Here is a 21,822-nt window from a genome sequence, read left to right as displayed (position 1 = left end):
ATCCAAAACCGCTGCGCGGTTTTGGATAACGACATGTATTAACCGGGATCGGGCTTCTTGCGGCGCGATTTGGCAAGACGCCGCTTTTCGGCTTCGGCTTCGGCCTTTGCCTGCTGCTGTTCGGCGAAATCGACCTCGATCTTGTCGTCGTCGATTGGCCATGCCGCATGCTTCTTGACCTCGACGACGGCGCGTGGCGTCGAGGGGATTTCGATGTGCTCACTGTCGAAGGCATCGAGAACGGCAAAGCGAATATCGTTTTGCACGGAGCTGCCGTTCATCACATCGGCCAGGAACACGCGGATTTCGAATTCCAGCGCGGCGGCGCCGAAATTCGAAAACAGCACGAAGGGTTCCGGGTTCTTCAGCACCAAAGGGTGACCCCGCGCGATTTCCAGCAGGATGGCATGGACCCGCTTGACGTCGCTGCCATAGGCGACGCCCACCTTGACTTCGACGCGGCCGAGCTTGTTGCGGTGTGTCCAGTTGCCGACCGCATTGTTGATCAGGTTCGAATTGGGCAGGATCACGGATTGCCGCTGGAACGTCTCGATCTCCGTGGCGCGCACGCTGATCTTCTTGACGGTGCCGCTGGTCTCGCCGGCGACGATCCAGTCGCCAACCTTGAACGGCCGTTCGGCCAGCAGGATCAGGCCCGAGACGAAATTGGAAACGACGTTCTGCAGGCCAAAGCCGATACCAAGGGAAAGGGCGCCGGCGACCAGCGCCAGACTGGAGAGATCGATGCCGGCGGCCGAGATGCCGACCAGCGCGGCAAGCGCCACGCCGGCATAGCCGACCGCCAGCCGGATCGAGTTGCGCACCCCGGTGTCGACTTTGCCGCGCGCCATCACCGAGCCGTCGAGCCAGCCCTGGAACCAGCGCGTCAGGAAGTAACCGATGATGAAGACGACGATGCCGCTCAGGATGCCGGTGACGGAGATCGTCACCGAGCCGATGCTGATCCCTGTCGCCAGCTTGTAGCCCCAGGCCTGGATATCGCCGGGCTGGAAGCCCCACATCAGCAGGATCAGCGGCAGGAACACCAGCACGATCATCAGGTTGATGGCGACGCTGACCACCAGGCCGAGTTGATCGAGCGCGGTGTCCTCGTAGCTGGAATTGGTCGACAGCCAGCGCCCGACCGACGTGTCGGCGAAGGCGCCCTCCTCGCCGATCGCCCGCGCCGACAGGAAGCCGATATAGGCGGTGACCAGCACGGTGCCTGTGACAACGACCTGCAGCGAGACGAAGAGCGCAAGGCCGATATAGCCGAGCAAGGCCGCCACGACGGTAAACAGGCCAAGCGCCAGCGAGAGGTAGCGCAGCCATGCCGGCCAGGGACGCCAGCTTCCGTCGGACGCCTTGAACGGCCTCAGCAGCGCCATCAGGATCAGGATGACGCCGACGATGATGGTGGCGCCAAAACTGCGGGCAATTGTCAGCGACAGCGGCGAGCCCATTTTGTCGTTCACCACCGACAGGAAGGTGTTGACGCTGATGACCACGGCCATGGCGGTGCTCAAGCGCACCAGCCAGCGCGCCGGCCCGGTTTCGACTGGGATCAGGCGCCAATTCGGCAGCCGCGGCGACAGCGCAGCATTGGCAAGGCGGTTGACGCAGAATACCACCGCGATGACGACCGCCAGTGCATTCAGGAAGATACCAATGTCGCCGCGCAAAACGTTGTAATAATTGAAAAAGAAAATGGTCGAGACAAGAAAGGCACTCACCGCCAGCGTCGGCAGCAGGGTCGACCAGAAGGCCACCGACAAGCGGCTGAGATAGGACGGGTCTTCGACGGTGGGGTCGGGTTCGAACACCCGCCCGAACAGGCGGCGCCCACCGACCAGCAGCACCAGTGCAAGCCCGAGCGCCACGAAGGTCGCCGCCAGTACCGCCTGGAACTTGAACTTGAAGGCAAACGTCAACCATGACGATACCGCCTTGTAGAAGCTGGAAAACTCGTCATTGGCGTCGGAAAAGACCTGCGGGCTCAGCGCATCGGTCAACACGTAGCGCTTGGTGAGCAGGTTGCGGAAAAGCGCGCTGCGCATGTTGCCGATCTTGTCGATCAGTCCGCTGATGCGGATGGACAAGGTCTGCGCCGCGGCGATGACCGCATTGATCTCCGCCTTCTCCGACGTCAGCGCCTGACGTTCGGCGGCCACGATATCGGGCTCCGCTGGCTGGCCCGCGGCGGGTACCGGGCCAAGTTGCTGAATCCTGGCATTGATCTCGGCAAGGCGCGGACGGAACGCAAGCGCGGTGTTCAGCGACTCGCGAGACAGTTCCTCGAGTTGCAGGCGGATATCGACGAGGCTGGAATCTTCCTCCCCATCCGCTTGAATTTTCTTCTCAAGCCCATCGGTCTTTACCGTCAGGTCCTGGATCATCTTCTGCTGATCGGCGATCAATCCGATGGGAGCCTGACTGGCCGCTGGTGCGGCCGGAGTCTGGCTCACCACAGGCGCGGCCGGCGCTTGACTGGCTGCTGGCGCGGCCGGTGTCTGGTTGGCCGCGGGCGCGGTCGGTGTCTGGTTGACCGCCGGCGCCGCGGGAGGCTGGCTGGCCCCCTGCGCTGCTGGAGCCTGGCCGGCGACCTGCGCAACGGCGCCGGACGACAGGTCAGCCGATACGGCCAGCGTCAGCATCAGAACCAGGCGGAGCAATCGGAAAAGCATGATTTGTTTGGCGACTCGGCAAGCAGCAAAGGTATTCAAAGAAAGCCCGTCCTTGATAAAGACGGCTATATCATGGAGCAAGCCGTCGCATCCGCCATCCCTGTTTCCCGTCCGATCGTCTGGCCTGGCGTCGGTCAGTTGAAAAGCGATGGCGCAATATTGGCTTTGCGGCGGCGGCCTGCTGTATAGTCTGCCGCATCGCCCGAACCGGACAAACATGCACATGGCAGAGTACTCGGCCTTTTCGCTGCTCGCGAACGCGCTCAAGGGAAACAAGGACTGGAAGCCGGCCTGGCGCAAGCCGGACCCGAAAGCGTCCTATGATGTCATCATCATCGGTGGTGGCGGCCACGGACTGGCGACCGCCTACTATCTGGCCAAGGAACATGGCATCACCAATGTCGCCGTGCTGGAAAAAGGCTGGCTTGGGTCGGGTAATGTCGGGCGCAACACCACGGCTGTCCGCTCCAACTATCTGTTGCCCGCCAATACCCGCTTCTACGAACATTCGATGAAGCTGTGGGAGGACCTGTCGCACGATCTCAACTACAACGTCATGTTCTCGCAGCGCGGCTGCCTCAACCTCGCGCACACGCCGGCCCAGTTCGATGACTACGCAAGGCGCGGCAACGCCATGCGCCACCTCGGCGTCGACGCAGAACTGATGACGCCGGCTGAGATCAAGCGCCTGATCCCGGCGTTGGATATGTCGAACACAGCGCGTTTCCCGGTTCTCGGTGGACTGATGCAGCGTCGCGCCGGCACGGCCCGCCACGACGCTGTCGCCTGGGGCTATGCACGTGGCGCCGATCGTCGCGGCGTCGACATCGTCGAGAACTGCGAGGTCACCGGCTTCCTCCGCGATGGTGACCGCATCACCGGCGTCACGACCTCGCGTGGCGATATCCGCGCCAAAAAAGTTGCCGTGACCGTGGCCGGCAGCACCGGCCGCGTCATGCAACTGGCCGGCATCGAGACAATGCCAATCGAGAGCCACGTGCTGCAGGCCTTCGTCACCGAATCGCTGAAACCGTTCATCGATACGGTGGTGACCTTCGGCATGGGCCACTTCTACATGTCGCAGTCCGACAAGGGCGGCCTTGTCTATGGCGGCGATATCGACGGCTACAACAGCTACGCCCAGCGCGGTAATTTGCCTATCGTCGACGAGGTGATGAGCGAGATGCTGGCATTGTTCCCCGGCCTCGCCCGCGTCCGCATGCTGCGCTCATGGGGCGGCGTCTGCGACATGTCGATGGACGGCTCGCCGATCATCACCACCGGCCCCCTGCCCGGCATGTATCTCAACTGCGGCTGGTGCTATGGCGGCTTCAAGGCGACGCCCGCCTCCGGCTGGTGCTTTGCCTGGACCATCGCCAAGGATCAGCCGCACGAATTCAACGCGCCCTTCACGCTCGACCGCTTCCACCGCGGCCACGTCATCGACGACAAGGGCCAGGGCGCGAACCCCAGGCTGCATTAGACCATGATCCCCCGTAGGACCGCGTCAGCGGAAAGTGGAAACCAGTTTTCCGACCAGATCATGGTCAAACGAGAAGATAGAATCAGATGTTGATCACCTGTCCCTATTGCGGCCCCCGCGACGTCATCGAGTTCACCTATCAGGGTGACGCCAACCGCGAGCGCCCCAATCCGGCCTCGCAGAACCTCGATGCCTGGAACGCCTATGTCTACGACAGGCTGAACCCGGCCGGCGACCACAACGAATTCTGGCAGCATTCCGGCGGCTGCCGCTCCCATCTCAGGGTTATCAGAAACACGCTGACGCACGAGATTTCCAGCGTTGCCTTCGCGCGCGGTGATCACGCCTCGACTTCCCGTCGCAAGGCGGAGGGCAAGTCATGAGCCCGCGCCGCACCGAGACCGGCGGCCGGATCGACCGGCTGCGGACCATCCGTTTCACCTTCGATGGCGCGCACTACACCGGCCACGCCGGCGACACGCTGGCTTCAGCCCTCCTGGCCAATGGCGTCACGCTGTTCGGACGCTCGTTCAAGTACCACCGCCCGCGCGGCGTGCTGACGGCCGGTGTCGAGGAGCCGAACGCCCTGGTGACCGTCCTGAAGGGCGAGGTTCGCGAACCCAACGTCCCGGCCACCATGGTCGAGATCCATGACGGGCTGACGGCGCTGAGCCAGAACCGCTTTCCGTCGCTTGCCTGGGACGTCAACGCGGTCAATCAGCTCGGCGGCAAGATCCTGTCCGCCGGCTTCTACTACAAGACCTTCATGGGACCGGTCGTCGGCCCGCTGAAAGGCACTCGCTTCTGGATGTTCTGCGAGCATTTCATCCGCCGCGCCGCCGGGCTTGGCCGTGCCGGCTCGGCTGGGGACGCGGCGCGCTACGAGCGCATGAATGCGTTCTGCGATGTGCTTGTGGTCGGCTCCGGCCCGGCCGGACTGATGGCCGCCAAGGCGGCTGCCGATCAGGGCGCACGCGTCATCCTCGCCGAACTTGATCCGCATTTCGGCGGTTCCGCCAAATGGTCGGGCGAAACCATCGACGGTGTGCCGGCGGCGGATTGGGCAAAGCGCACGGCCACCCAGCTGGAAGGCTATGACAATGTTCGCCTGCTGCCGCGCACGACGGTCTGGGGTTACTACGACGGCAACACGCTGGCCGCTCTCGAACGGGTCACCGACCACAAGGAGAGGGCCGCCAAGGGTGAGCCTCGCCACCGCTACTGGGCGATCCGCGCCAGGTCGGTGGTGTTGGCCACCGGTTCTTTCGAACGGCCGCTGGTGTTTCCAGGCAACGATCGCCCGGGCGTGATGCTGGCCCATGCCGCCGAGCGCTACGTCAATGAATATGGCGTTCTGCCGGGCAGCAGGATCGCGCTGTTCACCAACAATGACAGCGCCTATCGGGCAGCCCTGTCGCTGAAGAAGGCGGGCGCCGCGATCGTCGCCATCATCGACGTGCGCCCGGAGCTTTCGAGCGAGATGCGCGCCCTGGCCGCCGACGCCGAGGCCGAGATCCTGTCAGGCCACGCCGTGGTCGCCACGGAAGGTAGCAAGGCCCTGTCGGGCATCAAGGTGCAACGCTTCGACATGGCCAATGGCGCGCTGAGCGGCGAAGCGCGCAGCATCCACGCCGATTGCCTGCTGATGTCCGGAGGCTGGTCGCCGACCATCCATCTGGCCAGCCAGGCCGGCGCCAGGGCGGAATGGAACGCCGCCCGGCAAGCCTTCCTGCCGCCGAAACCGACGCAGAAATGGATCGGCGCCGGCGCTTTCACCGGCAGTTTTTCGACGACCGAGGCTATCGCCGAAGGCCGAGCCGCCGGCATCTCCGCGGCCGGTGGAACAAGCACGCCGGCGGTGTTGCCCACTGTCGAAGCGACACCCGGCGATCCCGATCCGGCTCCGGTCTTCGAGATCAGGGCCAAGGGCAAGAGCTTTGTCGACTTCCAGCATGACGTGACCGCCGAGGACGTGCGGCTGGCGCATCGCGAGGGCTTCGTCTCGGTCGAGCATCTGAAGCGCTACACCACGCTGGGCATGGCGACGGACCAGGGCAAGAGCTCCAACATTCCCGGCCTCGCCATCATGGCGGAAGCACTGGGCAAGCCGATCCCGGAGGTTGGTACGACCCGTTTCCGGCCACCCTTCGCGCCGGTATCCATCGGCTCGCTGGCGGCGGAGCGTTTTGGCGACCTGAAGCCAGAACGGCTGACGCCGATGCATGACTGGCACATGGAAAACGGCGCCACCATGTATTCCGCCGGTCTCTGGTATCGTCCGATGATCTACGGCCTGCCCGGCGAAACGGTCGAGCAAGCCTATGTGCGCGAAGCCAAGGCAACGCGCGAAAGCGCCGGCATCGTTGACGTCTCGACGCTCGGCAAGATCGCCGTGCAAGGTCCCAACGCGGCGGAATTCCTCGACCGTGTCTACACCAACATGTTTTCGACGCTGGCCGTCGGCAAGGCGCGCTACGGGCTCATGCTGCGCGAGGACGGCCTTGCCTTCGACGACGGCACCACATGGCGGCTCGGCGAACAGGATTTCCTGATGACCACCACCACGGCCAATGCCGGCAAGGTGATGCAGCATCTGGAGTATTTCCTTGATGTCATCTGGCCGGAGCTGAAGGTCCACGTCACCTCGGTGACCGACGAATGGGCGGGCGCGGCGATCGGCGGACCGAAGGCAAGGCAGATCCTCGCCGCTTGCGTCACCGGCACCGCCGTCGACAATGCCACCTTGCCGTTCATGGGCATCGTGCGCGGCGACATCGCCGGCGTCCCGGTGATGATTTGCCGGCTGTCCTTCTCCGGCGAAATGGCCTTCGAAGTCTATTCCGGCGCCGGCTACGGCACCCATGTCTGGGAAGCGCTGATCGAAGCCGGAAAACCATTCGGGCTGGTAACCTACGGGCTTGAAGCGCTGGGCACTATGCGCATCGAGAAAGGCCATGTCACGGGCGCCGAGATCGACGGCCGCACCACGGCGCGCGACCTGCATCTCGACTGGATGCTGTCGAAGAAGAAGCCGTTCATCGGCTCGGCTATGATGGACCGCGAGGGCCTGATCGCCCCCGAGCGCCTGGAACTCGTCGGCCTGATCTCGCTCGACAACAAGCCGCTCAATGGCGGCTCACATATCGTCGAGGAGCTTGACGAGGCCAATCCGCACGGCTCCATCGGCCACATCACTGCCTGTTGCTATTCGCCGGCGCTGGGCAAGCATATCGCGCTGGCGCTGGTCGAGGGTGGCAAGGCACGCCACGGCACGCGTGCCCATGTCTCCGACCCGCTGCGCAATCGCTTCGGGCCAATCGAGATCGTCTCAAACCACTTCTTTGATCCGGACGGGAGCCGCATGCATGGTTGATCGTCAATCACCGCTGGAGCCGGAGCTGCGCCTCGGCTCGCACGGCAATTTCGAGAATGGCATCGATGTCATCCTTTCCGAGACGAGCCCAGGCTCTATCGTGCAACTCGCCGCATGGCCGGGCGAGGAAAAGATGCTGATGGCCGGCATCCGCGCGGTTACCGGCCTTGCCTTGCCTGATGGCGCCGGAGGCGGCAGTTCCGACGGCGTGAAATCGGTGTTCGGCTTCGCGCCGGGAAAATTCACCGTGGTCGACGAGGCCGAGGGCCTGGACGCGGCCTTTGCCAAGGTCATTACCCCTGCCATCGGCACGGTGACCGATCTCTCCCATGGCCGGACCGCCATCCGCATCGCGGGGCCGAAGGCCGAATGGGTGCTGGCGAAATTCTTCGCCATCGACTTCGCGCTGCCGGCCTTCCCCGTTGGTGCCGGCCGCTCGACCGTTCATCACGATGTCTTCGCGCAGATCCAGCGCACCGGCGCCGACCAGTTCGACATCTATGTCTTCCGTTCGTTCGCCCGGTCGTTCTGGAAGGCACTGTGCCACGCCGCCGACGAGGTCGGCTACGAGGTGGTGTAGGACCGCGTCATCCCTGGCGGCGTGCAAAAAACTCGCCGTCCATGTCACATCGGCGGTTTCTCACTCGTCATGATCTCGCAACCAACAGAAGGATGCCGATCATGACCGCCAAACTTGATTTTCTCACCGCTGCGCCCTTGCTGATGAAGGAATGGCAGCGCGCGGCCTTTGCCATTTCCTCCAGCCTCGAGCCGAGCCTGAGCGAGCTTGTTAAGATCAGGGCCTCGCAGATCAACGGCTGCGCCAACTGCCTCAATATGCATACCGTCTTTGCGCGCGAAAACGGAGAAACCGAGCAGCGCATCTACCTGGTATCGGCCTGGCGCGAGGCGCCGTGCTATACTGATCGTGAACGCGCTGCTCTGGGCTGGACCGAGGCAATGACGCGGCTCTCGGAAGGGCATACGCACGAAAGTGCCTACGGCGCCCTGAAAGTCGAGTTCACGGACGAGGAGCAAGTGAAGCTGACCTTGATGATCAATGTCATCAACGGGTACAATCGCCTCGCGGTTGGTTTCGGTGCCTGGACCGACCCGGCCGCGGTAAAGTCCGCTGCCAAGGCGGCCGCCGCTTGATGACCAACTCGCGGTCCGAGGACGCAGCGGCGGCTTTCGAGCCGCTGCGTCCGAAGCTGATGCGGGTCGCCTACCGCATGCTCGGTTCCGTGGCCGACGCCGAGGATATGGTGCAGGAGGCCTTCATCCGCTGGATGAGGGCTCACCGCGGCGACGTGCGCGAGCCCGAGGCGTTCTTGCGCCGCACCGTGACCCGCCTTTGCCTCGATCGGCTCAAATCGGCGCAACGCCAGAGTGAGACCTATATCGGGCCCTGGCTGCCGGATCCCCTCGTGGCGGACGAAGAAGAGGAAGACGTCACCTTGCCGCTGATGCTTGCGCTGGAGCGCCTTTCTCCGCTCGAGCGGGCAGCCTTCCTGCTGCACGATGTCTTCGGGCTGGCATTCGAGGAAGTCGCCGATACAATCCAGCGCGACCCCGCGACCTGCCGCCAACTCGCTGGCCGCGCGCGTGCCCATGTCCGCGAGACGCGACCTCGTTTCCAGATGGAAAAACAACGTGGCCTCGCGCTAGCAGAGGCCTTTTTCGCTGCTTCGCGCGGCGGCGACATGAAGGCGCTTGGTGCGATGCTGGCGGCTGATGTCAGCCTTCACGCCGACGGCGGCGGCAAGCGTCCCGCAGCCGCGAAACCGGTCTTCGGCTTCGATGCCGTCATGAAGGCCCACGAATATCTGGCGAAGATCTTTCGCAAGAACAGCTCGAAACTCGTTCGCGCCGGTTTCATCAACGGATTGCCCGGTTTCATCACGGTCGAGCCTGATGGCGAGTTCTCCACCACCGCGCTCGAAATCGAGGACGGAAAGGTCGCGGCAATCTATGTGGTGAGGAACCCTGACAAGTTGAGGCATCTGCACTGATGTATGTCGCCCCGCGCCGGGCCGGTTACGCCTGCTGCACGACCATGCGCCAGTCGGTATTCTGCAGGACAACGCGATAGCCGTCGCAATCCTCGAAAGTGACGCCTTGCCTGTCCCAATAGGGATTGAAGGACGACACGGGGGCATAGCCGTGGTCCTTCATGCGCTGCACGGCCGTTTCCCACGCATCACGATCCGGCATGTAGAAGACGACCAGATTGTCGGCGGTAGGCGCCCTGCCCGCGTCGTGGCCATGGGCATGAGTGAATTCGAAATGATAGGCGTCACCGGGCTGTCCGAGCATGACGCCGTCGAAGCCATCATGGCCGTCGAAGCGAAACAGTTCCTGAAGACCGAGACCGTCGCGGTAGAAGCGGGTGACCGCCGTGAGATCATTCGTCGGCCGCGCCACGCGCAAGACGAGATGAGGTTTCATTTTTGGTCTCCATTCTGGGTCGGATTTGTATCGGATTGGGTTGCCGGCGCAACGGCGCTTGCCCATTGCGTCACCACGAGCCCGGCGATGATGAACGCAAGTCCCGCGAAACGGGCAATATTCACCGGACGATGGGCAAAGCCCATCAAGGCGAAATGATCGATGGCCAGCGAAGCGATCATCTGGCCAGCGATGACGGCGACGATGAAGCTCGCGGCACCGAGCTTCGGCGCCAGGAGCAATGCGGCGGTGATGTAGACAACGCCTGCCGCGCCACCGATCCAGATCCACCACGGACCTTTGAGCGCCATCCCGGCGGATGGAACCGGCAGCCTGAAGGCGATCATCACCGGAACGATCAGCACAAGGCTGACACCCAGCGAAACGAAGGTCGCCCAGAGCGGATGGCCGAGCAGGCGGCCAAGCATTGCGTTCGCCCCAGCCTGGAAGGGGACGACGGCCCCCGCCAGCAAGGCGGCGACAAGAAAGGAAAAGGAACCGGGCATGAGATCGTCTCCATATCGATCATGCCGGATTAGATCGTCAGGTTTTCTTATGGAAATTCGAATTTCGTACGCATAATATGCACCGTATGAATAGTCTTTCCGGTGTCGATCTAAATCTCCTCGTCGTGCTGGAAGCCTTGCTTGCCGAGCGCCACGTCTCGCGGGCGGCAACACGGCTGAACAAGAGCCAGCCCGCCGTCAGCCATGCGCTGGCAAGGTTGCGCCACCTTCTCGATGATCCGCTGCTGGTCAGGCGGCCGGGCGGCCTTGAGCCCACGGCGCGCGCCATGGAAATCGCCCCGGCGCTCGCCGAGGCGCTCGATCGCATGCGACACCTTCTGGCACCGGCAGGCTTCGACGCGGCGACGGAGCGCCGGACGTTTCGCCTCGCCATGTCGGATTATGGCGCTGCTGTCATGTTGCCGGCCCTGCTGCCGCTCATCCGTGCGCAGGCGCCGCATGTCGACCTCGTGGTCAGCCAGGCGAGCCGAGAGGTGATGATCTCGCAGATCGTCGACGGCGAGATCGATCTTGCCTTTGGTGTCTTTCCCGGCCTCGATCGATCCGTGCGCTCGCAGCGCCTGTTCGACGAGCGCTTCGCCTGTCTCGCCGACGCGGCAGGTCTTGGCGGCAGGCAGACGATGGATCTGGCTGCCTATCTGGAACGGCCACACGCGCTTGTCGATCTGCGCGCCGATCGCCCGGGCGAGGTCGACACGGCGCTGGCCGAGTTGGGTCACAAGCGGCGGCTCTGTCTCATCATCCCGCATTGGGGCGTCGCGCCGCGCCTGATCGCCGGCACCGACCTGGTGCTGACCGTCGCCAGCCGGATACTGCCGGCACCAGGCAACGGGCTTTGCATATTCGCTCCGCCCTTCGAAATTCCAGCCTTTCAATTCACCCAGATCTGGCACAAGCGGCGAGACGGCGACCCCGCGCACCAATGGCTGCGGTCGCGGATTCAGCATCTCCTCGACGATTGAGCGGCCGACATTGTTCGGGGATCGGAGAGGTTTCCGTAGTGGTACGGAATGTGCATCTGGCATCAAGGCCAGCCGGCTCTGCCGCTAGAGAAATCCGATCCAGGCGAGCATTATGGACAAAAATGGCCGCAAAGCCGGTCCAAGGGTTAGAAAACCCGTCTCTGAGTCGGCACATTCGTTTGGTTCGAACATCCCCATGACCGCAGAAGCATCCGCCGGCGCCGCCGATCGCGCCGACTTTTCAGCAAGGGCCATGCTTTTGCTGCCGCTGACGGTTGCCTGCGGCGTGTTCATGACCAGCCTTGACCAGAATGTCGTGGTGACGGCGTTGCCCGGCATCGGCGAGAGCCTGGGGCGCCCGCCCAGCCAGCTTGGCCTCCTGATCACCGTCTATGTCGCCAGCCTGATCATCTCGATGCCGCTCGGCGGCTGGGCCGCGGATCGTTTCGGCCTGCGCAATGTCTACTGCTTCGCCTTGTTGGTGTTCGCCGCCTCATCGGCGCTTTGCGGGTTGTCGAATGACATATGGATGCTGGTCGGCGCCCGTGCCCTGCAGGGTTTCGGCGGCGCCCTGATGGGCACGCTCGGCCAGGTCGTCATCCTGTCGACCTTTCCGCGCAACCGGACACTGACGATCAACATGTACATCTCGCTGGCCAGCCAGTCAGGACCATTGGTCGGCCCGCTCGTCGGCGGCGCGCTGACCACCTACATTTCCTGGCGTTGGATTTTCTTCATCAACGTGCCATTCGCGCTGGCAGCGGCAATTCTTGCCGCCTCGTTGTTTCCGACCGTGACCAAGCCCGTGCGCACCCCATTCGATTTTCCGGGCTTCCTGCTGGTCGGCAGCGGCATGATCCTGCTGGTCTTCGGCATGGATTCACTGGCGGCGAAAGACGTCGCCAGCGGCATGATTGCCGGTGAGCTGGCATTGGCGGTCATCATCCTGTCGATTGCCTCGTTTTACTGCCTGCGCGTGCGCAATCCCTTGCTCGACCTCAAGCTTCTGCGCATCCGCACCTTCCGTGTCTCGTTCCTTACCGGCGGCGGGCTGGACACGATCGGCCTCAGCTCCGTCGCCTTCCTGCTGCCACTGATGTTCCAGCTTGGCTTCGGCATGAGCGCGGTACAGGCCGGATCGCTGACCTTCGTTGCCGCGCTCGGCTCGGTGGTCATGCGTTTCTTCATGCCGCGCCTCCTCAACCGCTTCGGTTTCCGTCGCGTGTTGGTCTTCAACACACCGATCGTGGCCGCCATGGTGGCTGGTTTCGCCCTGATGCAGGCGACCACCCCGGTGTGGATCGTCCTAGCCTACATTTTCACCTTCGGTGTCTTCCGCTCGATACAGTGGGCCTCGACCGGAAACCTTGCCTATTCCGACATCGCGCCTGAACAGCTCGCCCGCTTTAGCGCGCTCTATTATATTCTTTGGCAATTGGCGGTGGCGATCAGCGTCGGTCTGGCTGCGGCGACACTGTCATTTCTGGCAGGCGGCGGCCCCGCCATGAGCGGCGACTTCCGGATTTTGTTCTTGATCGAGGGCGGCATCACGCTTTGCGCGCTGCTCGCCTATCTCAAGCTGACGCCCCAGGACGGCGCCCATGTCAGCGGCCATGGCATGCAGATGAACACGGAATAGAAACGGTCGCAGGCCGCCTATTCGCTGAACGTCACCCATTCTTCCAGCGGCACGCGGTCGGTGCGGAAGTCGTTCTCTGGCTTGGACGTATCCTCATGGCCGAGCGCCATGCCGCAGACGACGATCTCCTCGTCGGGGATGTTGAGCACCGGCCTGATCTGCCGGTGATAGGGCGCGAAAGCCGCCTGCGGACAGGTGTGCAGACCCCTGCCCCGCGCCGCGACCATGATGTTCTGCAGGAACATGCCGTAGTCGATCCACGAGCCCTGGTTCAGCCGCCGGTCGATGGTGAAGATCATGCCGACGGGCGCATCGAAGAAGACGAAGTTGCGGTCGTGCTGGGCGCGCATCTTGTCCACCTCGCGCCGGCCTATGCCGAGTGCGCCATAGAGCCCGAAGCCATTGGCCCGCCGACGTGTCAGATAAGGTTCGAAGAACTGTGTCGGATAGTACTGATACTCGTCCCACTCGACCTTTTCGGCCCGAATGCCGGAATTGAGGATGGCATCGGTGATCCGCTGCTTGACCTCACCCTTGGTGACGTAGACCTTCCACGGCTGCATGTTGGTGCCCGATGGCGCGCGCGCGGCAACGGCCAAGATGGCGCGGATCGTATCGTCGTCGACCATGTCGGGCAGGAACGCACGCACGGAGCGGCGCGACACGATCGCCTCATCGACGATCTCGGCTTCATCCGCAACCCGGGGGGTGTTTTCCAGCATGGGCCGTCCCTTAGCCTTTATCTCGACCGGACGTCCCCACTCGCCGTTCGTGGCCGAGCCTTTGCATGATCAGCCAAAATCGCGCAAGCAAATCTTGTGAGTGCATGAAAATCCACTTGATTTTTTCACGAGCCTGCTTTCTCATGAAATTCGAGTAGATTTTTTCATGAAACGAGCGATTTTGCCTCCAACTACAGCCCAGACATTGCAGGGACCTGACGAACGGCTGCTGGCCGGCGACATTCGTGCGCTGCGCAAGGCGCGCGGGCTGACGCTTGCCGAGACCGGGCTGAAGCTTGGCCGCTCGGTCGGCTGGGTCAGCCAGGTCGAGCGCGGCCTGTCGACCCCCTCGCTCAGCGATATCAGAGCTCTTGCCGAACTGTTCGGTGTCCCGATCAGCCTGTTATTCAGCCATGACGTGCCGCAGGAAAGCGAGCGCGGCGTGGTTGTGCGCGCCGGCAGGCGTCGCGCGCTTGGCACAAACGAATCGGGCCTGGTGGAAGAGCTTCTGTCGCCCGACCTCGGCGGCAGCTTCGAGATGGTGCGTTCGGTCTTCGCTCCGGGCGCGGAACTGAAGACCGAGGCGCGGCGGCCGACCGAGGAAGCCGGATATGTCGCGTCCGGACTGTTCGACATCCAGATATCCGGCGTCTGGCATCGACTTGGCGAAGGCGACTCCTTTCGCTTCGATGGCAAGCCCTATCGCTGGCGCAATCCGGGGTCCGAGCCGGCGGTTGTCATCTGGGTGGTTTCGCCACCGGTTTATTGAAATGCATGTCGCCCAAAACCGTGCAGCAGTTTTGGGATGAGGCCATGCATCAAAACAAAAATAGAAGCGCAACGCGCTGAGAGTTTGGGAGAAAAACATGGCGGGTTTGCCGAGCACGGCGCGCGTGGTTATCATCGGAGGGGGCGCCGTCGGCGCCTCGTCGCTCTACCATCTGGCCAAGGCGGGCTGGACCGACTGCGTGCTGCTGGAAAAGAACGAGCTGACTTCCGGTTCGACCTGGCATGCCGCTGGCAATGTGCCGACCTTCTCCTCGTCCTGGTCGCTGATGAACATGCAGCGCTATTCGACCGAGCTCTATCGCGGGCTGGCCGACGCTGTCGACTATCCCATGAACTACCACGTCACCGGCTCGCTGCGGCTGGCCCACACCGTCGAGCGTATGCAGGAATTTCAGCGCGCCAAGGGCATGGGTCTCTACCAGGGCATGAACATCGACGTGATCGGCGTCGACGAGATCAAGCGCCGCTACCCGTTCATGGAAACGCATGAGTTGAAGGGCGCGCTCTACGATCCGAGCGACGGCGATATCGATCCGGCGCAGTTGACCCAGGCGCTGGCCAAGGGCGCGCGCGACCTGGGCGCCAAGATCATCCGCTTCTGCCCGGTCACCGGCGTGCGCCGCGACAAGGACGAGTGGGTGGTGGAAACAGCGCAAGGCGAGATCCGCTGCGAGATCGTCGTCAACGCCGCCGGCTACCGCGCGGCGGAAGTGGGCAAGATGTTCGGCCGCGACGTGCCTATGATGGTGATGAGCCATCAGTACATATTGTTCGAGGAAATCCCCGAACTCGCGGCATGGTCGAAGGAAAACGGCTCAAAGCTGCCGCTGCTGCGCGACGTCGACACCTCCTACTATCTGCGCCAGGAAAAGAACGGCATGAATCTCGGCCCCTATGAGCGCAATTGCCGCGCGCACTGGGTCGGCCACAACGATCCGATGCCCGACGATTTTTCCTTCCAGCTATTCCCCGACGATCTCGACCGCCTGGAACATTACCTGGCCGATGCCGTCGCGCGCGTGCCGATCCTCGGCACCGCCGGCCTGTCCAAGGTCATCAACGGGCCGATCCCCTATACGCCGGACGGCAACCCGCTGATCGGCCCAATGCCCGGTGTTCCCAATGCTTTCGAGGCCTGTGTCTTCACCTTCGGCATTGCCCAGGGCGGCGGTGCCGGCAAGGTGCTGGCAGAATGGATCACGCAAGGCCAGACCGAATGGGACATGTGGTCGTGCGACCCGCGCCGCTTCACCTCATTCGCGTCCGCGCCCGACTATTGCGTCGCCAAGGGCATGGAAACCTACGGCAATGAATACGCCATCCAGTTCCCGCGCCATGCCTGGCCGGAAGGGCGCGACAGAAAATTGTCGCCGATCCATGATCGCATCAAGGCGCTCGGCGCCTGCTTCGACGCCTACAATGGCTGGGAGCGCGCCACCTGGTACGCGCAGGACGGCGACGACGTGTCGGAAGCAGCCACAATGACCTTCCGCCGTGAAGGTCCCTGGCACCACCGTGTGCGCGAGGAGTGCCTTGCCGTGCGCGACGCTGCCGGTATTCTCGACCTGCCCGGCTTCTCGCGCTTCAACCTCGAAGGCCCCGGTGCCGCCGAATGGCTGAGCCTGCAGGTCACCGGACTGGTGCCGAAACCCGGCCGCATCGGCCTTATCTACTTTGCCGATGACAAGGGCCGCATCGTCACCGAGATGTCCGTCGTGCGCCACGACGAGAACCTGATGACGCTGATCACGGCGGCGGTCGCGCAATGGCACGATTTCGAATGGCTGAAGTCGCGCATGCCGAAAAATGCGACTTTCAAGCTGATCGACCGGACCGAGGAATATTCCACCCAGATCCTCGCTGGCCCCAATTCGCGAAAGATCCTCGCCGATGTCTCCGCCGCCGACCTGTCGCTGCCGTGGCTGACGCATCAGGAAACCAGCATCGCCGGCCACTGGGCCCGACTGGTGCGCGTTTCCTTCGCCGGCGAACTGGGCTGGGAAATCCATACAAGGGTCGACGACACCGCCGCCATCTTCGATGCCATCTGGGCTGCCGGCCAGAAGCATGGCCTGAAGCCTTTCGGCATGTATGCTCTCGATTCGCTGCGGCTCGAAAAAGGCTATCGCACCTGGAAGGGCGACCTTTCGACCGACTACTCGGTCCTTCAGGGCGGGCTGGAGCGCTTCGTCAAATGGGACAAGCCCGACTTCCGCGGCAAGGCGGCGCTGCTGAGCGAAAAGCAGCAGGGCGTGAAGAAGCGCTTCGTCACGCTGGTCGTCGAAAACCCCGGCGACTGTGATGCTCCTTCCGTGTCGACGCTCTGGCATGACGGCAAGATCGTTGGCGAAACCACATCAGGAGGCTTTGGCCACCGGGTCGACAAATCGATCGCGCTCGGCATGCTGCGGGCCGATCTGGCTGAACCGGGCACGGCGATCGAAATCGAAATCTTCGGCGACCGCTTCAAGGCGGTCGTGCAGAAGGATGAGCCACTGTGGGATCCGAAGAACGAGAGGCTGCGCGCATGAAGCCGATCATCCTTACGGATGGCGGCATGGGGCAGGAACTGGTGCGCCGCAGCCGCTCCGAGCCGACGCCGCTGTGGTCGGCCAGGGTGCTGATCGACGAACCGGATCTGGTGCGCGACCTGCACGCGGAGTTCATCCGCGCCGGCGCCCGCGTCATCACCATCAACACCTATTCCGCGACACCGGAGCGCCTGGCGCGTGAGGGCGCGGAGGATCTGTTCAAGCCATTGCAGAAGCGCGGCATCGAGCTTGCAAGGCAGGCTTGCGAACAAGCCGGCGAGGCAACCATTGCCGGCTGCCTATCCCCGCTTTTCGGTAGCTACGCACAGGCGCTGACCATTTCATTCGAGGACACGCTCGACATCTACCGCCGCATCGTTGCCGAGCAGGCCGAGGGCGTCGACCTGTTCCTGTGCGAAACCATGGCGTCCGCCGAGGAGGCACGCGCGGCCGTCACGGCGGCATCGGAAAGCGGCAAGCCGGTCTGGGTGTCCTGGACGCTGGCCGACCACGGCAGGCCGTGCCTGCGCAGCGGCGAGACGATCGCCGCGGCTGCAAACGCACTCGACGGCCTGCCGGTCGCCGCACGGCTGGTTAATTGCTGCCGGCCCGAAGCGGTCAGCGCGGCGTTATCCGAACTCATCGACCTCGGCGGGCCGGTCGGTGCCTACGCCAACGGCTTCACCTCGGTCGACGCGCTGAAGCATGGCGGCACCGTGGATGTGCTGCACGCCCGCCACGACCTTGATCCGGAAGCCTATGCCAGCCAGGCAATGGGCTGGGTGGAAGCCGGTGCAACCATCGTCGGCGGCTGCTGCGAAGTCGGACCGGCGCATATCGCTGCTCTACGCGACCGGCTGGACCAGGCCGGCTATGACATTTCGGGAGGTATACATGCCTAGACCATCATCGCGCATTTCCGGCATCGTGCCGTCGGGCAAGGATGGCTGGGAAGTCCATTCGGCGGCCTGGGCCCGCAAGGCTGCCGGCGAGGACATCATCATGCTCTCGGTCGGCGACCATGACTTCGACACGCCTTCGGAAACGATCGAAGCCTGCGTGGCCGCGGTTCGCGGCAGCCACCACCACTACACCCCGCTTCCTGGCCTACCGCGACTGCGCAAGGCGATGGCCGCCGCCTCCAGCGCTTGCACCGGGGTTGAGACGACACCGGATCAGGTTATCGCTACACCGGGTGGCCAGGCGGCGCTCTACGCATCTGTCCAGGCCGTTCTCGACCAGGGCGACCACGCCATCGTGGTTGCACCCTACTACGCCACCTATCCCAACACGTTCAGCGCCGCCGGAGCCAGTTTCACCGTCGTCGAGACGCCGGCCGAGGATGGCTTCCAGCCACATGCCGACATGATCCGCGCGGCTGTTCGACCGAACACCCGCGCCATCCTGATCAACACGCCCAACAACCCGACCGGTGCTGTCTATTCCCGCGAGCGGCTGGAAGAGCTGGCCGAGATTTGCAAGGAGCATGACCTCTGGTTGCTGTCGGACGAGGTCTACTGGACGCTGGGCGGCGGCGAGCACATTTCGCCGCGCTCGCTGCCCGGCATGGCCGAGCGCACGCTGGTCATCAATTCCATGTCGAAGAGCCACGGCATGACCGGCTGGCGCATGGGCTGGCTGACCGGTCCGGAGGAGATGATCACGCTGTTGACCAATCTCAATCTGGTGACGACCTACGGCCTGCCGGCCTTCATCTCGATCGCTTGCGCCGAGGCGCTTGAGAACCATTACGGTGTGAAGGACATCGCCGAGCGTTACGCGGCGCGGCGCACCGTCTTCCTCGATGCTGTCAGCGGCATGAACGATGTCACAGTGCGCGGTTCCGAAGGCGGCATGTATGTCATGCTCGACATCAGCGATATCGAACGGGACGACGAGAAATTCGCCTTCGCATTCCTCGACAAGGAAAACGTCGGCGTCATGCCCGGTTCCAGCTTCGGCGAGGCCGCCGCAGGCCATATCCGCATCAGCCTCTGCCAGCCCGAAGCGGTGCTGACGGAAGCCGCCTTTCGCTTGCGCCGCTTCGTATCCAGCTACCGCCGAGAGGCCGCATGAACACGACTACCCTCAAAGCCATCCCCACCAAGGCCCGCGCCGTCATCATCGGCGGCGGCGTCTCCGGCTGCTCGGTCGCCTATCATCTGGCCAAGCTCGGCTGGACCGACATCGTCTTGCTTGAGCGCAAGCAGCTGACGTCAGGCACGACCTGGCACGCCGCCGGCCTCATCGGCCAGTTGCGCGGCTCGCAGAACATGACCCGGCTGGCGAAATATTCGGCCGATCTTTACGTCAAGCTGGAAGCTGAGACCGAGGTCGGCACCGGCATGCGGCAGGTCGGCTCGATCACCGTCGCGCTGACCGAGGAGCGCAAGCACGAGATCTACCGGCAGGCATCGCTCGCCCGCGCCTTCGATGTCGACGTGCGCGAGATTTCACCCAATGAAGTCAAGCAGATGTATCCGCATCTGAATGTTTCCGACGTCGTCGGCGCCGTGCATCTGCCGCTCGACGGCCAGTGCGACCCCGCCAACATCGCCATGGCGCTGGCCAAGGGCGCGCGCCAGCGCGGCGCCACCATTGTCGAGAATGTGAAGGTCACCAAGGTCCACACCAAAGCCGGTCGCGTCACCGGTGTGTCCTGGGCACAGGGCGACGAACAGGGCACGATCGAGGCCGACATCGTCGTCAACTGCGCCGGCATGTGGGCGCGTGAACTGGGCGCGCAGAACGGCGTCACCATCCCGCTGCATGCCTGCGAGCATTTCTATCTCGTCACCGAACCCATCCCCGGCCTCAGCCGGCTGCCGGTGCTGCGCGTTCCCGACGAGTGCGCCTACTACAAGGAAGACGCCGGCAAGATGATGCTGGGCGCCTTCGAGCCGGTGGCCAAGCCGTGGGGCATGGACGGTATCCGTGAGGATTTCTGCTTCGACCAATTGCCGGAGGACATGGACCATTTCGAGCCGATCCTCGAAATGGGCGTCAATCGTATGCCGATGCTGGCGACTGCCGGCATCCACACTTTCTTCAACGGCCCGGAGAGTTTCACACCAGACGATCGCTATTATCTCGGCGAAGCACCGGAACTCCGCGGCTACTGGATGGCGACCGGCTACAATTCGATCGGCATCGTCTCCTCCGGCGGCGCCGGCATGGCGCTAGCGCAGTGGATCAATGACGGCGAAGCCCCCTTCGACCTGTGGGAAGTCGACATCCGCCGCGCCCAGCCGTTCCAGAAGAACCGCCGCTACCTGAAGGAGCGTGTCTCCGAGACGCTCGGCCTGCTCTATGCCGACCATTTCCCCTATCGGCAGATGGCGACCTCCCGCAACGTCCGCCGCTCGCCGCTGCATGAGCATCTCAAAGCGCGCGGCGCCGTGTTCGGCGAAGTCGCCGGCTGGGAACGCGCCAACTGGTTCGCCCGCGAAGGCCAGGAGCGCGAATATCGCTACTCCTGGAAGCGGCAGAACTGGTTCGACAACCAGCGAGAGGAACATCTGGCTGTTCGCAACAAGGTCGGCCTGTTCGACATGACCTCGTTCGGCAAGATCCGCGTCGAGGGCCGTGATGCCTGTGCCTTCCTGCAAAGGCTGTGCGCCAATGACATGGACGTCGCACCGGGCAAGATAGTCTACGCCCAGATGCTCAACCAGCGGGGCGGGATCGAGAGCGACCTCACCGTCTCGCGGCTCTCGGATACGGCCTACTTCCTCGTCGTGCCCGGCGCCACACTGCAGCGCGATCTTGCCTGGCTGCGCAAGCATCTGAGCGATGAGTTCGTCGTCATCACCGATGTGACGGCGGCCGAAAGCGTGCTCTGCCTGATGGGCCCGGATGCGCGCAAGCTGATCCAGAAGGCCAGCCCGAACGATTTCTCCAACGAAGCTCACCCGTTCGGCACGTTCCAGGAAATCGAGATCGGCATGGGCCTGGCCCGCGCCCACCGCGTTACCTATGTCGGCGAACTCGGCTGGGAGCTCTACGTCTCGACCGACCAGGCAGCCCATGTCTTCGAGGCGATCGAGGACGCCGGTGCCGATGTCGGCCTGAAACTTTGCGGCCTGCACACGCTGGATTCCTGCCGCATCGAAAAGGCCTTCCGGCATTTCGGCCACGACATCACCGACGAAGACAATGTGCTGGAAGCCGGCCTTGGTTTCGCGGTCAAGACCGCCAAGGGCGACTTCATCGGCCGCGATGCCGTGCTGAAGAAGAAGGAAGCCGGCCTGTCACGCCGCCTGGTCCAGTTCCGGCTGAAGGACCCGCAACCCCTGCTCTTCCACAACGAGGCGATCCTGCGCGACGGCAAGATCGTCGGCCCGATCACGTCAGGCAATTACGGCCATCATCTCGGCGGCGCCATCGGGCTGGGTTACGTCCCGTGCCAGGGCGAAAGCGAAGCGGATGTGCTGGCGTCGTCCTATGAGATCGAGATCGCCGGTGAGCGCTTTGCCGCGGAAGCATCGCTGAAGCCGATGTATGATCCGAAGTCGGAGCGGGTGAAGATGTAGCGCGTTCTTCCTTCGCCCCGTTCACAGGGAGAAGGTGGCCCGAGGGCCGGATGAGGGGCGGCGCAAACGCCCCAGACTAAGGCAAATGTCGGTGCTGCCCCTCATCTGCCTGCCGGCATCTTCTCCCCGTAG

The 21,822-nt window shown here is 63.5% G+C and carries 17 protein-coding genes; 13 read left to right on the top strand and 4 right to left on the bottom strand.

From position 1 onward, the window contains the following. Positions 1–38: 38 nt before the first annotated feature. Positions 39–2,684, bottom strand: coding sequence for a mechanosensitive ion channel domain-containing protein (locus tag LGH82_RS00435; RefSeq protein WP_413771414.1), 2,646 nt, complete (start codon positions 2,682–2,684; stop codon positions 39–41). A 223-nt stretch (positions 2,685–2,907) separates the two neighbouring features. On the opposite strand from LGH82_RS00435, the gene LGH82_RS00430 reads away from it, so the two are divergent. The 6 genes from LGH82_RS00430 to LGH82_RS00405 all read left to right on the top strand — a co-directional run bounded on the left by LGH82_RS00430 (position 2,908) and on the right by LGH82_RS00405 (position 9,552). Then, positions 2,908–4,167 carry a sarcosine oxidase subunit beta gene (locus tag LGH82_RS00430; RefSeq protein WP_227346812.1) on the top strand — a complete coding sequence of 420 codons (1,260 nt, stop codon included), beginning with the start codon at positions 2,908–2,910 and terminating at the stop codon, positions 4,165–4,167. A gap of 86 nt (positions 4,168–4,253) precedes the next feature. Continuing rightward, a complete protein-coding gene (locus tag LGH82_RS00425; RefSeq protein ID WP_227346811.1) occupies positions 4,254–4,550 on the top strand; it encodes a sarcosine oxidase subunit delta in 297 nt (98 codons plus the stop codon). Continuing rightward, on the top strand, positions 4,547–7,540 hold the full coding sequence (locus tag LGH82_RS00420; RefSeq protein WP_227346810.1) for a sarcosine oxidase subunit alpha: 2,994 nt from the start codon (positions 4,547–4,549) through the stop codon (positions 7,538–7,540). The genes LGH82_RS00425 and LGH82_RS00420 overlap by 4 nt, the downstream gene beginning before the upstream one ends. Then, on the top strand, positions 7,533–8,120 hold the full coding sequence (soxG, locus tag LGH82_RS00415) for a sarcosine oxidase subunit gamma family protein (protein ID WP_227346809.1): 588 nt from the start codon (positions 7,533–7,535) through the stop codon (positions 8,118–8,120). Before LGH82_RS00420 ends, soxG begins: the two co-directional genes overlap by 8 nt. A 101-nt stretch (positions 8,121–8,221) precedes the next feature. Next, positions 8,222–8,695, top strand: coding sequence for a carboxymuconolactone decarboxylase family protein (locus tag LGH82_RS00410; RefSeq protein WP_227346808.1), 474 nt, complete (start codon positions 8,222–8,224; stop codon positions 8,693–8,695). Beyond that, entirely contained in the window at positions 8,695–9,552 is an 858-nt protein-coding gene (locus tag LGH82_RS00405) for a sigma-70 family RNA polymerase sigma factor (protein ID WP_227346807.1), read from the top strand. The genes LGH82_RS00410 and LGH82_RS00405 overlap by 1 nt, the downstream gene beginning before the upstream one ends. A gap of 25 nt (positions 9,553–9,577) precedes the next feature. On the opposite strand, the gene LGH82_RS00400 is transcribed toward LGH82_RS00405, so the two are convergent. After that, a complete protein-coding gene (locus LGH82_RS00400) occupies positions 9,578–9,988 on the bottom strand; it encodes a VOC family protein (RefSeq protein ID WP_227346806.1) in 411 nt (136 codons plus the stop codon). Continuing rightward, the gene (locus LGH82_RS00395) at positions 9,985–10,494 is read right to left on the bottom strand and encodes a DMT family transporter (protein WP_227346805.1); all 510 of its coding nucleotides are present in this window, start codon (positions 10,492–10,494) and stop codon (positions 9,985–9,987) included. Before LGH82_RS00395 ends, LGH82_RS00400 begins: the two co-directional genes overlap by 4 nt. A gap of 86 nt (positions 10,495–10,580) precedes the next feature. Between LGH82_RS00395 and LGH82_RS00390 the strand changes: the two genes are divergently transcribed. Beyond that, a complete protein-coding gene (locus LGH82_RS00390; RefSeq protein ID WP_227346804.1) occupies positions 10,581–11,477 on the top strand; it encodes a LysR family transcriptional regulator in 897 nt (298 codons plus the stop codon). A 196-nt stretch (positions 11,478–11,673) separates the two neighbouring features. After that, positions 11,674–13,116, top strand: coding sequence for an MFS transporter (locus LGH82_RS00385; RefSeq protein WP_227346803.1), 1,443 nt, complete (start codon positions 11,674–11,676; stop codon positions 13,114–13,116). A gap of 17 nt (positions 13,117–13,133) precedes the next feature. Here LGH82_RS00385 and LGH82_RS00380 read toward each other — a convergent pair whose 3' ends face one another. Continuing rightward, positions 13,134–13,838, bottom strand: a complete 705-nt coding sequence (locus LGH82_RS00380; protein WP_227346802.1) for a nitroreductase — start codon at positions 13,836–13,838, stop codon at positions 13,134–13,136. 166 nt (positions 13,839–14,004) lie between these two features. Between LGH82_RS00380 and LGH82_RS00375 the strand changes: the two genes are divergently transcribed. The 5 genes from LGH82_RS00375 to LGH82_RS00355 all read left to right on the top strand — a co-directional run bounded on the left by LGH82_RS00375 (position 14,005) and on the right by LGH82_RS00355 (position 21,690). Then, complete coding sequence (locus LGH82_RS00375; protein ID WP_227346801.1) at positions 14,005–14,607, top strand: helix-turn-helix domain-containing protein; 603 nt, start codon at positions 14,005–14,007, stop codon at positions 14,605–14,607. 97 nt (positions 14,608–14,704) lie between these two features. Then, positions 14,705–17,158: a GcvT family protein gene (locus LGH82_RS00370; RefSeq protein ID WP_227346800.1), complete on the top strand. Its 2,454-nt coding sequence runs from the start codon at positions 14,705–14,707 to the stop codon at positions 17,156–17,158. Further along, on the top strand, positions 17,155–18,060 hold the full coding sequence (locus tag LGH82_RS00365) for a homocysteine S-methyltransferase family protein (RefSeq protein ID WP_227346799.1): 906 nt from the start codon (positions 17,155–17,157) through the stop codon (positions 18,058–18,060). The genes LGH82_RS00370 and LGH82_RS00365 overlap by 4 nt, the downstream gene beginning before the upstream one ends. Continuing rightward, the gene (locus LGH82_RS00360; RefSeq protein WP_227346798.1) at positions 18,053–19,234 is read left to right on the top strand and encodes a pyridoxal phosphate-dependent aminotransferase; all 1,182 of its coding nucleotides are present in this window, start codon (positions 18,053–18,055) and stop codon (positions 19,232–19,234) included. The genes LGH82_RS00365 and LGH82_RS00360 overlap by 8 nt, the downstream gene beginning before the upstream one ends. Beyond that, positions 19,231–21,690: a GcvT family protein gene (locus tag LGH82_RS00355; protein ID WP_227346797.1), complete on the top strand. Its 2,460-nt coding sequence runs from the start codon at positions 19,231–19,233 to the stop codon at positions 21,688–21,690. The genes LGH82_RS00360 and LGH82_RS00355 overlap by 4 nt, the downstream gene beginning before the upstream one ends. Positions 21,691–21,822 lie beyond the last annotated feature (132 nt).

This window comes from Mesorhizobium sp. PAMC28654 (genome assembly GCF_020616515.1).
Classification (GTDB): Bacteria; Pseudomonadota; Alphaproteobacteria; order Rhizobiales; family Rhizobiaceae; genus Mesorhizobium.
Note: the sequence above shows the minus strand (reverse complement) of the source record. Positions and strands in the feature narration are given on the sequence as shown.

Coding starts and splice junctions, on each gene's coding strand:
- LGH82_RS00370 (WP_227346800.1), top strand. CDS start 14,705: ATGGCGGGTTTGCCGAGCACGGCGCGCGTGGTTATCATCGGAGGGGGC.
- LGH82_RS00430 (WP_227346812.1), top strand. CDS start 2,908: ATGGCAGAGTACTCGGCCTTTTCGCTGCTCGCGAACGCGCTCAAGGGA.
- LGH82_RS00375 (WP_227346801.1), top strand. CDS start 14,005: ATGAAACGAGCGATTTTGCCTCCAACTACAGCCCAGACATTGCAGGGA.
- soxG (WP_227346809.1), top strand. CDS start 7,533: ATGGTTGATCGTCAATCACCGCTGGAGCCGGAGCTGCGCCTCGGCTCG.
- LGH82_RS00380 (WP_227346802.1), bottom strand. CDS start 13,838: ATGCTGGAAAACACCCCCCGGGTTGCGGATGAAGCCGAGATCGTCGAT.
- LGH82_RS00390 (WP_227346804.1), top strand. CDS start 10,581: ATGAATAGTCTTTCCGGTGTCGATCTAAATCTCCTCGTCGTGCTGGAA.
- LGH82_RS00410 (WP_227346808.1), top strand. CDS start 8,222: ATGACCGCCAAACTTGATTTTCTCACCGCTGCGCCCTTGCTGATGAAG.
- LGH82_RS00360 (WP_227346798.1), top strand. CDS start 18,053: ATGCCTAGACCATCATCGCGCATTTCCGGCATCGTGCCGTCGGGCAAG.
- LGH82_RS00425 (WP_227346811.1), top strand. CDS start 4,254: ATGTTGATCACCTGTCCCTATTGCGGCCCCCGCGACGTCATCGAGTTC.
- LGH82_RS00355 (WP_227346797.1), top strand. CDS start 19,231: ATGAACACGACTACCCTCAAAGCCATCCCCACCAAGGCCCGCGCCGTC.
- LGH82_RS00365 (WP_227346799.1), top strand. CDS start 17,155: ATGAAGCCGATCATCCTTACGGATGGCGGCATGGGGCAGGAACTGGTG.
- LGH82_RS00420 (WP_227346810.1), top strand. CDS start 4,547: ATGAGCCCGCGCCGCACCGAGACCGGCGGCCGGATCGACCGGCTGCGG.
- LGH82_RS00405 (WP_227346807.1), top strand. CDS start 8,695: ATGACCAACTCGCGGTCCGAGGACGCAGCGGCGGCTTTCGAGCCGCTG.
- LGH82_RS00385 (WP_227346803.1), top strand. CDS start 11,674: ATGACCGCAGAAGCATCCGCCGGCGCCGCCGATCGCGCCGACTTTTCA.
- LGH82_RS00435 (WP_413771414.1), bottom strand. CDS start 2,684: ATGCTTTTCCGATTGCTCCGCCTGGTTCTGATGCTGACGCTGGCCGTA.
- LGH82_RS00395 (WP_227346805.1), bottom strand. CDS start 10,494: ATGCCCGGTTCCTTTTCCTTTCTTGTCGCCGCCTTGCTGGCGGGGGCC.
- LGH82_RS00400 (WP_227346806.1), bottom strand. CDS start 9,988: ATGAAACCTCATCTCGTCTTGCGCGTGGCGCGGCCGACGAATGATCTC.